This window comes from Streptomyces marokkonensis (assembly GCF_008312835.1).
GTDB classification, from domain to species: Bacteria; Actinomycetota; Actinomycetes; order Streptomycetales; family Streptomycetaceae; genus Streptomyces; species Streptomyces marokkonensis_A.
Window position 1 is genome coordinate 36,242 of sequence record NZ_VSKS01000003.1, and the last position, 14,177, is coordinate 50,418.

14 protein-coding genes are annotated in these 14,177 nt (G+C 71.3%); 9 read left to right on the forward strand and 5 right to left on the reverse strand.

What is annotated here, in order from left to right:
* Nucleotides 1-36: 36 nt before the first annotated feature.
* A complete protein-coding gene (locus F1615_RS05745) occupies nucleotides 37-822 on the reverse strand; it encodes an META domain-containing protein (RefSeq protein WP_149547794.1) in 786 nt (261 codons plus the stop codon).
* 49 nt (nucleotides 823-871) lie between these two features.
* Nucleotides 872-1,669 carry a maleylpyruvate isomerase family mycothiol-dependent enzyme gene (locus tag F1615_RS05750; protein ID WP_149547795.1) on the reverse strand — a complete coding sequence of 266 codons (798 nt, stop codon included), beginning with the start codon at nucleotides 1,667-1,669 and terminating at the stop codon, nucleotides 872-874.
* Nucleotides 1,670-2,175: 506 nt separating this feature from the next.
* Between F1615_RS05750 and F1615_RS05755 the strand changes: the two genes are divergently transcribed.
* From F1615_RS05755 to F1615_RS05795, 9 genes are all read left to right on the forward strand, one after another.
* Complete coding sequence (locus F1615_RS05755) at nucleotides 2,176-2,619, forward strand: hypothetical protein (RefSeq protein ID WP_149547796.1); 444 nt, start codon at nucleotides 2,176-2,178, stop codon at nucleotides 2,617-2,619.
* A 119-nt stretch (nucleotides 2,620-2,738) separates the two neighbouring features.
* Entirely contained in the window at nucleotides 2,739-2,930 is a 192-nt protein-coding gene (locus F1615_RS05760) for a hypothetical protein (RefSeq protein ID WP_149547797.1), read from the forward strand.
* Between the two features lie 29 nt (nucleotides 2,931-2,959).
* Nucleotides 2,960-3,151 carry a hypothetical protein gene (locus tag F1615_RS05765; RefSeq protein ID WP_149547798.1) on the forward strand — a complete coding sequence of 64 codons (192 nt, stop codon included), beginning with the start codon at nucleotides 2,960-2,962 and terminating at the stop codon, nucleotides 3,149-3,151.
* Between the two features lie 333 nt (nucleotides 3,152-3,484).
* Nucleotides 3,485-5,209 carry an alpha/beta fold hydrolase gene (locus F1615_RS05770; protein ID WP_149547799.1) on the forward strand — a complete coding sequence of 575 codons (1,725 nt, stop codon included), beginning with the start codon at nucleotides 3,485-3,487 and terminating at the stop codon, nucleotides 5,207-5,209.
* Nucleotides 5,210-5,215: 6 nt separating this feature from the next.
* Entirely contained in the window at nucleotides 5,216-5,794 is a 579-nt protein-coding gene (locus tag F1615_RS05775; protein ID WP_149547800.1) for a hypothetical protein, read from the forward strand.
* A gap of 59 nt (nucleotides 5,795-5,853) precedes the next feature.
* A complete protein-coding gene (locus F1615_RS05780; RefSeq protein ID WP_149547801.1) occupies nucleotides 5,854-6,609 on the forward strand; it encodes a class I SAM-dependent methyltransferase in 756 nt (251 codons plus the stop codon).
* A complete protein-coding gene (locus tag F1615_RS05785) occupies nucleotides 6,606-8,333 on the forward strand; it encodes an ABC transporter ATP-binding protein (RefSeq protein ID WP_149547802.1) in 1,728 nt (575 codons plus the stop codon). The genes F1615_RS05780 and F1615_RS05785 overlap by 4 nt, the downstream gene beginning before the upstream one ends.
* Nucleotides 8,330-9,814 (forward strand): phytoene desaturase family protein, encoded by a 1,485-nt coding sequence (locus tag F1615_RS05790; RefSeq protein WP_149547803.1) that lies wholly within the window; start codon nucleotides 8,330-8,332, stop codon nucleotides 9,812-9,814. Before F1615_RS05785 ends, F1615_RS05790 begins: the two co-directional genes overlap by 4 nt.
* A complete protein-coding gene (locus F1615_RS05795; protein ID WP_149547804.1) occupies nucleotides 9,811-10,656 on the forward strand; it encodes a nuclear transport factor 2 family protein in 846 nt (281 codons plus the stop codon). The genes F1615_RS05790 and F1615_RS05795 overlap by 4 nt, the downstream gene beginning before the upstream one ends.
* Before the next feature lie 148 nt (nucleotides 10,657-10,804).
* On the opposite strand, the gene purL is transcribed toward F1615_RS05795, so the two are convergent.
* Genes purL through purS form a run of 3 tightly spaced genes read right to left on the reverse strand, consistent with a single transcriptional unit; the run spans nucleotide 10,805 to nucleotide 14,000 of the window.
* The gene (purL, locus tag F1615_RS05800; protein ID WP_149547805.1) at nucleotides 10,805-13,063 is read right to left on the reverse strand and encodes a phosphoribosylformylglycinamidine synthase subunit PurL; all 2,259 of its coding nucleotides are present in this window, start codon (nucleotides 13,061-13,063) and stop codon (nucleotides 10,805-10,807) included.
* On the reverse strand, nucleotides 13,060-13,740 hold the full coding sequence (gene purQ, locus F1615_RS05805) for a phosphoribosylformylglycinamidine synthase subunit PurQ (RefSeq protein ID WP_149547806.1): 681 nt from the start codon (nucleotides 13,738-13,740) through the stop codon (nucleotides 13,060-13,062). Before purQ ends, purL begins: the two co-directional genes overlap by 4 nt.
* Nucleotides 13,737-14,000, reverse strand: a complete 264-nt coding sequence (gene purS / locus F1615_RS05810; protein WP_010045045.1) for a phosphoribosylformylglycinamidine synthase subunit PurS — start codon at nucleotides 13,998-14,000, stop codon at nucleotides 13,737-13,739. The genes purQ and purS overlap by 4 nt, the downstream gene beginning before the upstream one ends.
* Nucleotides 14,001-14,177 lie beyond the last annotated feature (177 nt).

Sequence of the window (14,177 nt, forward strand, 5' to 3'; positions counted from 1 at the left end):
ACTGGTCCGAATGCGGGATAAGGCCCCTGTCGTGGATCAGCGCTGTGCGACGGCCCGCACACTGGTGCCGTTCTTGCTGGTCAGCGTGAGGGTCTGGCCTTCGATCCCGTACTCGACGGTGCCGTCGAACAGTTTCGTCAGGGTCTTCTCGGTGTCCATGAGTGAGTCTTCGCACACCATTCGGGTCAGGGCGGGCACGCCGAGGGTGATATGGCCGTCGCGCACGGTGGCGCCGGCGTTCACCTGGTTGCAGCCGAGGCTGCCGTGGACGGTGCCCTCCTTCTTGTCGAAGGTGAGGTGGGCCCGGCGGCCGGCGGCGGGGGTGGTGACGGTCCATTCGGTGCCGTACAGCGGGCTGTCCCGGGTCTCGCTGAGGCGCACGGTGTCGCCGGCCCCGGTGGTGAGGGTGAGGCGGCCGTCGTTCACGTCGGTCCTCAGGGCGCCGTCGCCGAGGGTGCGGGCCACGGTGGTCTCGAGGTCCATCAGTTTTTCGGAGCAGGCCCTGAGGGTGGTCTCCCGGTCGCCGAGCCGGATGCGGTCGCCGTCGAAGGTGACGCGGCCCTTGAAGAGGTTGCACCCGTAGCTGCCGGTGGCCCGGCCGTTCTCGTCGAGGGTGAGGTTCGCGCCGTCGGGGGCGCGGTGGGTGGTGCCGTCGACGGTGACGCTGTCGATCGTCCAGCGGATGCCGGTGACCGGCTCCTCCGCCTCGGCGGTGCCGCTGCCGGTGCCCGCCTTCTCGCTGCCACAGGCCGCCGCGAGCGGGACGGCGAGCACGGCGACGGCCGTCAGGGTCATGCGCTGCTTGTGCTTCTGCCTGTACATGCCGATTCGACGGGGGCGGGGAGCGAGCGGTTCCCCTTCCGCCCCCGGGTCACCCCAGCAGGGGCAGATACGGGCCGAGGTCCGCCCGTTCCCCGCTGGCCCTGACCGTGGCGCCGGCCACGGCGTCCTGCCAGGCCGTCCGCCCGCCGGCCAGCCGGATCCAGGTGAGCGGGTCGGTCTCGACGACGTTCGGCGGGGTGCCCCGGGTGTGCCGCGGCCCCTGCACGCACTGCACGACCGCGTACGGCGGCACCCGCACCTCCGTGGAGCCGCCGGGCGCCTTCACGGCGAGCGCGTCGGCCAGCAGCCGGGTGCAGGCGGCGAGGGCCTGACGGTCGTACGGGATGTCGAGGCCGGGGACGGCGGCGTTCAGGTCGTCGGTGTGCACGACGAGCTCGACGGTGCGGGTGACGACGTAGTCGGCCAGCGGCAGGGCTCCCGCGCTGGTGGGGAGCAGCCGGCCGCCGGGGTGCGCGTCGAGGCGGGCGGTGAAGCGCTGCTGGACGTCCGCGAGGTGGGCGTCCAGGTCGGGGTGGTCCGCGGCGAGCCGGCGCGCGGTGCCGGCGACGGCATCCGCGTCGGCGGCGATGGCGGACAGCCAGTCGAACAGGCGTGCGTCCTGTCGCGGGGGCTCGGGCTCGTCGAGCAGCCGGTCCACGGCCGTCAGGGCCATCCCGATGTGCGCCACGAGCTCCCGCACGGTCCAGTCACCGAGCCGGGTGGACAGGGCGAGCTGCTCCGGGGTGAGGGTGCGGACCGCCGTCCGCACGTTCCCGAACTGGGCCAGGACGGCGGCTCGGGTCCTGGCGGGGTCGTAGCTGCGGGTGCGCTTCCTGGCCGGTGGCATGGCGGCAGCGTAGGGGACGGTGACGGCGCGGCAACCGGAATATTGACGTCCCATTCCGTCGGGCCGACAACGGGAACGGCTCATTCCGGGACCGCGATAGCGCCATTGCCCGCCACCGGCTCCCCCACGAGAGACACGGAGGAGACTGCCCGGAACGACGGCTTCGCCCCGTTGCGCAGACTGGGCTTCCGTGTTAGCGAGGCGGCCCGAGTCCGTTGATTCCGGCCGGCAGTGCTGTCCCAAGTGGGAGGCAACAGACAGTAAAACCCAGACAAAGTCGCTCAAGGGTTCATTGTCCGTCATAGTTGGCACCGCCTCATTCCGGGAATGGCCGGATCATTGCGTAAGCGAAATCTTTGGGCGGAACCGGCCTTGCTCCGCACTTCTTCCTGTCGAAGGATTGCCTCGCGACTTCGAGCGCCGAGTGAAGCCGAATTCACGCCGTATTCACGCAGAGGTCTTCGCCGGCAGACCGATTGCTCCTTTTCAATCCCAGGGGGTCACCGATGATCAATTCGCTCGGCGGTCGCGCCCTGTGCGCGGCGGCGGCCATCTGCGCGGTCGTGTCCGCGGCGAGCCCCGCGGCGGCCGGCGTCCCCGGTACGGCGGCCGTCGACTGGTCGGCCACCCACGGCGCATCCGTCGCTTCCGGTACACGGTGGACCGAGCCCAGCGGCACGGGCCTCGGGTCCGCGCTCGTCGTGCGGGGAGAGCTGCGGAACTCCGGCACGGCGTGCTCCTCGGTCTGGGTCCGGTGGACGTACGACTTCGTCCCGGGCCCCTATCACAGACATGCCACGCAGTGCGGTACGGGGACGGCGGAGGTGAACGTCCGGCTCGACCCGTACCGGCCCACGACGACAGGGCAGTTGACGGTGTGCCGCGGCACCGCTGACACCCGCGACTGCGGGCCGGCCGTCTCTCTCACCTCCTGGCCCGTGAACGGCTGACGCGGAGCGGGCCCCTCACAGACTTGCCCGGCGGTTTCCGTCGGGCATGCCCGGATGCCCTTTCCGGTCCGGGGTGCAGCAGCACACAAGGAGCACGAAAGCAGACAGGAGACAAGCAAGTGGAGCAGAAGATCTCTGCCTTCATGAACGAGCTGGACCTCGGTCCGCTCGAGGGCGGCTACCAGGAGGACTCCGGCCTGCAGGTTCTGGCGACCCCCGCCGCCGTCGCGACCTGCTGGTACATCGCCGGTGGCGTCGCCGGCGCCGGTGCCGTGGTCGGCGCCTACGTGGCCGGCCGCAACGAGGGCTGATCCAGCACACCCCCCACGAAGGAGATGGAATGAGCAAGATCATCGAGAGCGTCGCCGCCGTCACGCCGGCCGAGCTGACGGACGAGGCGCACGGTGAGTTCGGCGCGATGATGCCCGTTCAGGCCACCCCGGGCCTGGTCGCGTTCGGCGTCGGCTTCGCCGGTGGCGCCGGTGTCGCGTGGGTCACCGTCCAGGCGTACGAGGCGGGCGCCAACGACTGACCGTACGCCCCGACTGAGCACCACCTGCTGATCAGTACCGCGGGCTTGTGAAGGTTCGCAGCGGGAGGCGCCGGAGCGCTGTCGGGCCACGCCGGAATCGCGGCCCGACAGCCTTCCCACCCTACTGGCGGCAGGTTCAACACAAAGGAAAAGCCGGGTATGACGCGAATAAAGAAGATCGCCTCTGCGCTGTTCTCGCCCGTCCCGATATCCCGGGACCGCGCGATCGGAATTTCCGAACGACTTGCCGCTCTTTCCAGCCTCTCCTCCTCACTTGAGTACCTCCATCAGCACCGGAATCTGGGTCCGGGCGGTCTCAATGACTGGGAGATCATGAAGCAAACGCCGGAAAGCAAGATCCCGGCCGTGCAGAAGATCACCGATGCGGTGAGTGGCAGACGGACGACCCTGGGCCTGCACGCCACGCGCGTCGCGTGCAGCGCGGCCATGCTGCTGCCCGGGAACGGCAGGTGGCGGGCCGCGGGCAACCTCTACCTCGCTGCCACCACCACGCTGCTGCAGGCCCGCCACCGTTACGGCACGGACGGCTCGGACCAGGTCGCCACCCAGGTGCAGGCGGTCAACGGACTCGCCCGGCTGGCACCCGGCCCGCAGGTCAAGGACGCCCTCATGTGGTACCTGGCCCTGCAGGCCAACATGTCGTACGCGACGTCCGGCTGGGCCAAGATGGCGGGCACGAAATGGCGGGACGGCTCCGCCCTGCCCGGCGTCATGCGGACCCGCACCTACGGCTTCGAGCCCGCCTACCGGCTGACCCAGCGTTACCCACGGGCCAGCAAGGCCGTACAGCACTCCGTGCTGGCGATGGAGTGCCTCTTCCCGGTCGTCTACCTGGCCGGTGGCCGGCTGACCCGGCCGATGATCGCCTCGGCGGCCGGATTCCACGTCGCCAACGCCTTCGTCATGGGGCTGGGCCGGTTCATGACCGCGTTCCCCGCCATGCACCCCATGATCGCCTACACGACCGCGCCGCGGACCCTCCCCGCGGTCGCCGGCCGCGACGACCGGATGGTGAAGACCGCGCTCGTCCTGCTGGCCGGAGGGGTCACCGCCGCAGGCGTGCTGGCGACCCAGCGGCGCGCCCGAGCCGTGGCCGGCTGGCCGAAGTCGCGTACCGTCACCACGCGGTGCGGCAACGTCCTGACGTACGACGTCGGCGGCAGGGACCACCCCGACCGCCCGGTTCTCGTCTTCAACCACGGACTCGCCTCCACCCCCGAGCACTTCGCGTGGATCATCGAGCGGCTCGCCTTCGATCTCGGACAGCCGGTGGTGAGCTACGCCCGCGCCGGCTACGGGCCGAGCCGCCGGGTGCGCAACGCCCCGTACACGTTGCAGGAGTCCGTCGACGACCTGGTGGATCTCGTCCGGCGGGCTCTCCCGGACGACCGCAGGGTCGTGCTCGTCGGGCACTCCCTGGGCGCCGAGTTCAACCGGCGTGCCGTGGCGCAGCTCGGCGACCGGGTGGCGGGCGTCGTCTACCTGGACCCCTCGCACCCCGGCCAGCTCGTGCGTTCGGACAAGCAGCGCAAGGGCATGGAGCTGTTCACCGACTCCACCCACGAGATGACGCGGTGGACGAAGGCCGGCTTCGGCGCTCTGATGACGCGTCCGCGCTGGGTCGACGAACTGCCGTACGCCTACCGGGACAAGGTCTTCTCCCTCTACACCGACTCACGGCTGTGGTCGGCGGCGGCCCGGGAGTGGGACGTGGTCCGCGAGGAGTTCGGCGGCTTCGAAGGGGAGCTGGAGCCGGTGCCGGCCCCGGGTCTGGTGGTCGCCGCGCAGCTGACCGTGGACGTGGATCCCGAGCAGCTGCTGATGTACCACGACCTCGTCCGCGCCCATCAGGCGGCCGGCCGGCCGGGGGACGTCACCGTCGTGGAGCGCGCAGGACACGACACGATCCTGACCAACCCCCGCTTCGCGCGGACCGCCGCTGACCGTCTGGCCACGTTCGTGGAGCAGCACTGCATGCCGTCCGCCCCGCAGACCACCGCGGCCCCGGAGCGGGAAGCCGCCGGGAAAGGCGAGTGAGCCACCGTGAACCCCACCGCACTCCTCAAGGACGCCTTCACCGGCCCCGGCGCCGTCACCAGGCTGGCGGGCGCGGCGGTGCTCGTGACGACGCTGGCCGCGCAGCATCCGCACCCGGCGTTCGAACGCGCGCGGGCGAAGGACCTGTTCTCCCTGATCCCGAACTGGAAGTTCTTCGCACCGAACCCGGCGACGCACGACTACCACTACCTGTACCGCACCCTCGACGAGAACCGTCGGACCTCCGACTGGGTGGAGCTCGACCTGATCGAGCACCGCAGGATGAGCCAGGCCTTCTGGTTCGCCTCCCGCCGGTCGGAGAAGGCCGTCTTCGACATCTGCACGGCCATCATCAAGAGCATCGCCAAGGGTGAGGACCCGACGGACTCCCCGGGCTTCCGCGTCCTGGCCGAGTTCATCCGGCGGCAGATCAGGGACTCCGCGCGGGTGTCCCAGGTGCGCGGCTTCCAGTTCGCCGTGGTGCGCGCCGCCGGTCACGACGACGCAGAGGACCCCGAGGTGCTCTACGTCTCCACCTACCAGGCGATGAACCCGGTCTCCCCCGGTTTTCTGAAGGCGGCCTGACAGCCACCGCCCGAGGGCGCCACACCGGCACCGGACCCCAGCAACGAAACGGAGAACCAGTGACGATCGCGGACATCGGCTACGGCAAGCAGTTCGAGGGCTGGTACGACCGCGTCTTCCGGGACGACGCGTCCACCCGCATCGCCGTCGAGGCACTGACCCGATTCCACCCCGATCCTTCCTGGGGCACGCTGGAGTTCGGTGTCGGCACCGGCCGGATCGCGCTGCCGCTGTCGCATCACGTGGGTCCGGTGCACGGCGTGGACTCCTCACCGGAGATGCTCGCCTCCCTGGAGAAGAGGGCGGACGAAGGCCGGGTCACGGCCGAACTCGGCGACATCCGCACCTACCGGAGGGACCGGGAGTACGGCCTGGTCTACTGCGTGTGCTCCACGCTGGCGCTGGTGCTCGACCCCGAGGAGCAGCGCACGGTCGTGGCCCGGGCCGCCGAACTGCTGCGTCCCGGCGGCCGGCTGGTGATCGAGACCCACAACCGGCCGGGCATCGTCGCCCAGCACGAGGGCATGTCCCGTACGACGTTCTTCGCGCCGTACCCGGAGCCCAACACCGGCATCCAGATGCACGCCACCCTCCTGGCGGACCAGCGGATCTGGCAGGTGTCCACGGTGTGGTTCGAGGCCGACGGCACGCACCGCATCGGCACCGAGACCGCCCGCCTGCTGACGCCCGGCGAGGTCGACGGCTACGCGCGGGACGCCGGTCTGGAGCCGGAGGGGAGCTACAGCGACTGGCAGCACACCGCGTACGTCCCCGCGGCCGGTCTGTTCGTCACCACCTACACCAAGCCGGCATGAACCTCCGGGACATCGTCCGCCGCCACCGGACCCTGCTGATCACCGGCATCGCCCTGGGCCTGGCCGGAGCGGCGGCCACGCTCGCACAGCCCTGGATGCTGGGCCGGCTGATCAAGGCCGTGTCCCAGGACGAGCCGATCGCCTGGCCCATCACCCTGATCGCGCTGTTCTTCCTCGCCGACGCCGCGCTGAGCGCCGGACACGCCTACGCGATCGGCCGCGCCGGCGAGAACATCGTGTACGACACCCGGCGCGTCCTCGGGGGCCGTCTGCTGCGCAGCCGGATACCGGACTTCTCCCGTCTGCAACTCGGCGACGTCTTCGCCCGCACCGTGTCGGACACCTCCATCGCCTGCCTGGTCATCGCCCAGGCGCTGGCGCAGATGGTGACCTCCGTGTTCATGGTGGCCGGCAGCCTGCTGCTGATGGCCAGGCTGGACTGGAAACTGCTGCTGACGACCGTCGGCTGTCTCGGCGCCGCGAGCGCCGGCGCGCTCCTGCTGGCCCGCCAGGTGCGCCGGGCCGCCCTGCAGAACCGGGAGAACGTCGGCGCGTTCGGCTCCGGGCTGCAGCGGGTGCTCGGTGCCCTCACCACGGTCAAGGCGTCCCGTGCCGAGGAACGGGAGACCGGGGAACTGGCCGCTCTGGCCGACCGGGCCCGGCGCACGGGCATCCGCGTCACGGCGTTCGGGTCGCTGCTCAACCCGATGATGAACGTGGGCACGCAGCTCTCGCTCGCCGTCGTCATCTCCTGGGGCATGGCCCGGGTCGCCACCGGCTCGCTGTCGGCCGCCGACCTGACGTCGTTCGTGATGTACCTCTTCTACCTGGTGTCGCCGCTGGTCCTGCTGTTCATCTCGATCAGCCAGATCCAGCAGGGCCGCGCCGCCGTCCAGCGCGTGACCGAGCTCGGGGCGATCCCCCAGGAGGAAGAGGAGACGGCGCCGGGTGAACCGCACGCGTCCGGCACCCCGGCCGACGCGCCGGCGGTCCGTTTCGAGAAGGTGGGCTTCGCCTACCAGGACGACGCCCCGGTGCTGCGGGACGTCTCCTTCACGACGCCGAGGCGCGGTCTGACCGCCATCGTCGGTCCGTCGGGTGCCGGGAAGACGACCGCGTTCCAGCTCATCGAGCGTTTCCACCTCCCGGACTCGGGAACGATCCGGGTCGCGGGCCAGGACCTGACACGGCTGCCGCTCGCCGAACTGCGTTCACTGGTCGGGTATGTGGAGCAGGACACGCCCCTGCTGCGCGGAACGATCCGGGAGAATCTGACCTATGCGAACCCGAGTGCCGATGACACCGAGATCGCCCGCGCGCTGCGCCTCGCCCATCTGGAGGACTTCGTGGCAACACTGCCCGCCGGGCTCGACACGGAACTCGGCGAGCGCGGCGCGGGGTTGTCCGGTGGGCAGCGCCAGCGGCTGGCCATCGCCCGTACGCTGCTGCAGCGGCCGGCGGTGATCCTGCTGGACGAGGTCACCGCGCATCTGGACAGCGACACCGAGGCGGCGCTGCGGGACGCGATCACCGAGGCGGCCCGTGAGTGCGCGGTGCTGGCCATCGCCCACCGGCTGTCCACCATCGTGCAGGCGGACCGCATCATCGTCATGGAGAAGGGCCGGGTGCGGGCGGTCGGCACGCATCGTCAGCTGCTCCAGGACGACGAGGTGTACCGGCGGCTCGCGCTCCAGCAGTTCGCGGGCGAAGAGGCGGCCGTATGACCCGTGTCGACGTCGCCGTGGTGGGCAGTGGGCCGAACGGTCTGGCCGCCGCCGTCACCATGGCCCGCGCCGGGCTGACGGTGCACGTGCACGAACAGGCGCCGACGCTCGGCGGCGGCCTGCGCGGCGAGGCCCTTTTCGACTCCCGGGTCCGCCACGACCTGTGCGCCGCCGTGCACCCGATGGCCGCCGCGTCCGCGTTCTTCCGGGAGTTCGACCTTCCCGCGCGCGGGGTCGGGCTGCGGCGGCCCCCGATCGCCTACGCCCACCCGCTGGACGGCGGCCGCGCGGCGTTCGCCCACCACGACCTCGCGACGACGTGCGACCGGCTCGGCCCGGACGGACAGCGCTGGCACCGGCTGATGGCACCGCTGGTACGGCACAGCCGGGGCGTGACCGACCTCCTGCTGTCCGGCCAACGCTCGCTGCCCCGGGACCTGTCGGCGCCCCTGCTGCTCGGCACGCGCGTCCTCGGCCAGCTCCTGCACGGCAACGGGCTGCGCACCGAGGCGGCGCGCGCGCTGCTCACCGGGGTCGCGGCGCACGCGGTCGGCCGGTTGCCGAGCCCGCCCTCCGCTGCCATCTCCCTCCTGCTCGGGCATCTGGCGCACGCCACCGGCTGGCCACTGCCGGAAGGCGGGAGCATCCGCATCGCCGAGGCGCTGGCCGACGACCTGCACGCGCACGGCGGAGTCGTGCACACCGGCCACCGGATCAGCCGGCTGGCGGAACTGGACGCCCGGGTGATCATGCTGGACACCGCGCCCAACGGCCTGCTCGCGCTGGCCGGCGACCGTTTGCCGCCCCGCTACGCGCGAGCGCTGCGCCGCTTCCGCTACGGCCCGGGCGCGGCGAAGGCCGACTTTCTGGTGAGCGAGCCGATCCCCTGGGCCGACCCGGAGGTGGGACGGGCGGGGACCGTCCACCTGGGCGGCACCCGCGCCGAGACGGTCGCGGCGGAGAACGCCACCGTCCGCGGCGAACCCGTCGACGACCCGTTCGTGCTGGTCGTCGACCCCGCCGTGACCGACCCCACCCGCGCCGTGGGCGGCCGTCGCCCCGTGTGGGCCTACGCCCACGTGCCGAACGGGGACACCCGGGACCCGGTTCCCCTCATCACCCGCCGCATCGAGCGGTACGCGCCCGGCTTCGCCGACACGGTCGTCGCCGCGCGCGGTGTGCCGGCCGCCGAGTACGAGACGTACAACCCGAACTACCCGGGCGGCGACATCGGGGCGGGCGCCCTCACCCTCAAGCAGTCCCTGTTCCGGCCGCTGCCGGCCTGGAATCCGTACCGCACCCCCCTGCCCGGCGTGTACCTGTGTTCCGCGTCGACCCCGCCCGGCCCCAGCGTGCACGGGATGTGCGGGCATCTGGCGGCGCGCGCGGCCCTCCGCGACGAGTTCCACATCACGACGGCGCCGTCCCTGCGTCCGAGGGACGGCGTTCCCCCCACCGATACAGCCAGGAGAGCGTCATGAGCACCACGGACCACCCCACCGCCGCGGAGGACTTCGCCGGCTACCTCCGCGCCTACTACGCCGACGCCTTCGACGGGACCGAGCCGGTCGAGGAGGTCTGGGACCGCTACCACCTGCCCGAGGGCACCCTGCGCGTCAACGGCGGGGTCTGGGACCGCAAGAAGATCCTCGGCGAGGCCCGCTCCCGGCGATCGCTACGCGCGCCGCACGAGCTGCACGTGCACGAGGTGATCACCGACGGCCGCCGGGCGGCCGCCCGGTACACGGTGAGCACGCCGATGGTGTGGAAGGTGCAGAGCGTCACCGAGGCGGCGGTCCTCGCCGAGATGGCCGAGGACGGCCGGGTGGCCCGGATGACCGCCTTCTTCTCCAGCGGCCTCGGCTGGTCGAGCGGCGCCGGGCCCTACGACAGCGGCGCCCGCCCCGCCCCGGGGACCTCTCCGGCCGCCCCGCCCGCCCCCGGTACGGAACCCACGCCCGCCCAGGACCCGGCCCACTATCTGCGGGCGTACTACGCCGCCGGATACGACCCCGCGGTCCCGGTCGCCGAGGCCCACGACCGGTTCCACACCCCGGACGCGGTGCACCAGGTCGGGGGCAGGGTGATGCAGCGCAGCGCCGTGCTGAAAGCCCTGGAGGACGGGCGGAAGCGGGGACACCGCTACCCGGTGGACGTCCGCGAGACCCTGCGGGAGGGCAACCGCTTCGCGGCGCACTACCTCACCAGCCGGGACGGGAACCCCGATCGGCTCCAGGAGGTACTGGCCTTCGGCGAGTTCGCTCCCGACGGCCGCGTCCGCGTCGTCCGCTTCGCGCTCCAGCCCGGCCACGGAGCGGCTTAGGGCCTGTCCGGCGGACCATGCCGGACAGGCCCTGGCAGTCAGCGGCCGCCGGACCGAGCCCCCGGACACACGCGACGCCCGGCCGGTGTCACCCGGCCGGGCGTTGCGTCGGGTCACGCGCGGTCGTGGACCCGACGCGAGGGGGTCCTCACGCCAGCAGCGCCGGGATCGTCCCCTCGTGCGCCTCGCGCAGCTCGGCCAGGGTGAGCGCGAACTCGCCCTGGACCTCCACCGTGTCGCCGTCGACCACGCCGACACGGGTGGCCGGGAGGCCGCGCGCGCCGCACATGTCGTTGAAGCGGAGCTCCTCAGAGCGCGGCACGGCGACGACGGCGCGGCCGGCCGACTCGGAGAACAGGAAGGTGAAGGCGTCGAGCCCGTCCGGCACGACCAGACGCGCGCCCTTCTTCCCCAGCAGCGCCGACTCGACCACGGCCTGGACCAGACCGCCGTCCGACAGGTCGTGCGCCGAGTCGATCATGCCGTCGCGCGAGGCGGAGACCAGGATCTCGGCGAGCAGCCGCTCGCGCTCCAGGTCGACCTTCGGGGGCAGGCCTCCGAGGTGGTCGTGGACGACCTGCGACCAGGCCGAACCGCCGAACTCCTCACGGGTGTCGCCGAGGAGGTACAGCAGCTGGCCGTCCTCCTGGAAGGCGACCGGCGTGCGGCGGGCCACGTCGTCGATGACGCCGAGGACCGCGACCACCGGGGTCGGGTGGATGGCGGCCTCGCCCGTCTGGTTGTACAGCGAGACGTTGCCGCCGGTCACCGGGGTGCCGAGCTGCTGGCAGCCGTCCGCCAGACCGCGTACGGCCTCCGCGAACTGCCACATGACCGCCGGGTCCTCGGGCGAGCCGAAGTTCAGGCAGTCGGAGACCGCGAGCGGCTTGGCGCCGGTCGTCGCCACGTTCCGGTACGCCTCCGCGAGGGCGAGCTGGGCGCCCGCGTACGGGTCGAGCTTGGCGTACCGGCCGTTGCCGTCGGTGGCGATCGCCACGCCGAGGCCGGACGCCTCGTCGATGCGGATCATGCCGGAGTCCTCGGGCTGGGCGAGGACCGTGTTGCCCTGCACGAAGTGGTCGTACTGCTGCGTGATCCACTGCTTGGACGCCTGGTTGGGCGAGCCGACCAGCCTCAGCACCTGGTCCTTCAGCTCCTCGCCGGTCCCCGGGCGCGGCAGCTTGTTCGCGTCGTCCGCCTGGAGCTCGTCCTGCCAGGACGGGCGGGCGTACGGGCGCTCGTAGACCGGGCCGTCGTGGGCGACGGTGCGCGGGTCGACGTCGACGATCTTGCCGCCGTGCCAGTAGATCTCCAGCCGGTCGCCGTCGGTCACCTCGCCGATGACGGTGGCGATGACGTCCCACTTGTCGCAGATCTCGAGGAAGCGGTCGACCTTCTCCGGCTCCACCACCGCGCACATGCGCTCCTGCGACTCGCTCATGAGGATCTCCTCGGGCGAGAGCGTGGAGTCGCGCAGCGGGACGTCGTCGAGGGTGACGCGCATGCCGCCGGAGCCGTTGGAGGCGAGCTCCGACGTGGCGCAGGACAGACCGGCCGCGCCGAGGTCCTGGATGCCGACGACCAGCTTCTCGGCGAAGGCCTCCAGGGTGCACTCGATGAGCAGCTTCTCCTGGAAGGGGTCGCCGACCTGCACGGCGGGGCGCTTGGAGGGCTTTGCGTCGTCGAAGGTCTCGGAGGCCAGGATCGACGCGCCGCCGATGCCGTCGCCGCCCGTGCGGGCGCCGTACAGGATGACCTTGTTGCCGGCGCCGGACGCCTTGGCGAGGTGGATGTCCTCGTGCCGCATGACACCGATCGCGCCGGCGTTGACCAGCGGGTTGCCCTGGTAGCAGGCGTCGAAGACGACCTCGCCGCCGATGTTGGGCAGACCCAGGCAGTTGCCGTAGCCGCCGATGCCGGCGACGACGCCCGGCAGGACGCGCTTGGTGTCGGGGTGGTCCGCGGCGCCGAAGCGCAGCGGGTCGACCACCGCGACCGGGCGGGCGCCCATCGCGATGATGTCGCGGACGATGCCGCCGACGCCCGTGGCCGCGCCCTGGTAGGGCTCGACGTACGAGGGGTGGTTGTGCGACTCGACCTTGAAGGTGACGGCGTAGCCCTGGCCGACGTCGACCACACCGGCGTTCTCGCCGATGCCGACGAGGAGGGCGTCGGACTCGGGGGCCTTCTCGCCGAACTGGCGGAGGTGGACCTTGCTGCTCTTGTACGAGCAGTGCTCGGACCACATGACGGAGTACATGGCGAGCTCGGCGCCGGTCGGGCGGCGGCCGAGGATCTCCACCACCCGCTCGTACTCGTCCTTCTTCAGGCCCAGCTCGGCCCAGGGCAGCTCGACGTCGGGGGTCGCGGCCGCGTGCTCGACCGTATCCAGAGGCGTCTTGCTCATGCGTTGACCAGCTTCTTGAGGATCGACGTGAAGAAGGGCAGGCCGTCGGTACGGCCCGTACCGATCAGCGGCTCGACGGCATGCTCGGGGTGCGGCATCAGGCCGACGACGTTGCCCGCGGCGTTGGTGATGCCGGCGATGTCGTTGAGCGAGCCGTTGGGGTTGAAGTCCAGGTAGCGGAACGCGACGCGGCCCTCGGCCTCCAGCTCGTCCAGCGTCCGCCGGTCGGCGACGTAGCGGCCGTCCATGTTCTTCAGCGGGATGTGGATCTCCTGGCCGGCCGTGTAGTCGGTGGTCCAGGAGGTGTCCGCGTTCTCCACCCGCAGCTTCTGGTCGCGGCAGATGAAGTGCAGGTGGTCGTTGCCCAGCATGCCGCCGGGGAGCAGGTGCGCCTCGGTGAGGATCTGGAAGCCGTTGCAGATACCGAGCACCGGCATGCCCGCCCTGGCCTGGTCGATGACGGTGTCCATCACCGGCGAGAAGCGCGCGATGGCGCCGGCGCGCAGATAGTCGCCGTAGGAGAAGCCACCGCAGAGCACCACGGCGTCGACCTGCTTGAGGTCCTTGTCCTTGTGCCAGAGGGCGACGGGTTCGGCGCCGGCGACACGGATCGCGCGCCGGGTGTCCCGGTCGTCGAGGCTGCCCGGGAAAGTGACGACGCCAATACGAGCGGTCACTTCACGGCCTCCGCGACTTCCTCGACCCGTACGGTGAAGTCCTCGATCACGGTGTTGGCGAGGAAGGATTCCGCAAGATCGTGGATACGGGCGAGCGCGGCCTCGTCGACCGGCCCGTCAACTTCCAGTTCGAATCGCTTTCCCTGACGGACGTCCGAGATCCCCTCGAAACCCAGCCGCGGCAGTGCGCGCTGCACCGCCTGGCCCTGGGGGTCGAGGATCTCCGGCTTGAGCATGACGTCGACTACGACGCGTGCCACTGGCACTCCCGGTGTGTGGTGCTGAGCAGGTCCCTTCAGACTACCCGCACAAAATTTCTACGCGGGTAGAGTTGTAGGAATCTACGTGAGCCCGATCACGATTCGGCATCGCGGGGAGGCGCCAGGGAAAAGATCCGGGAAAGATCCGCCTTCGCTCGCACATCTCTATTGCGCCCC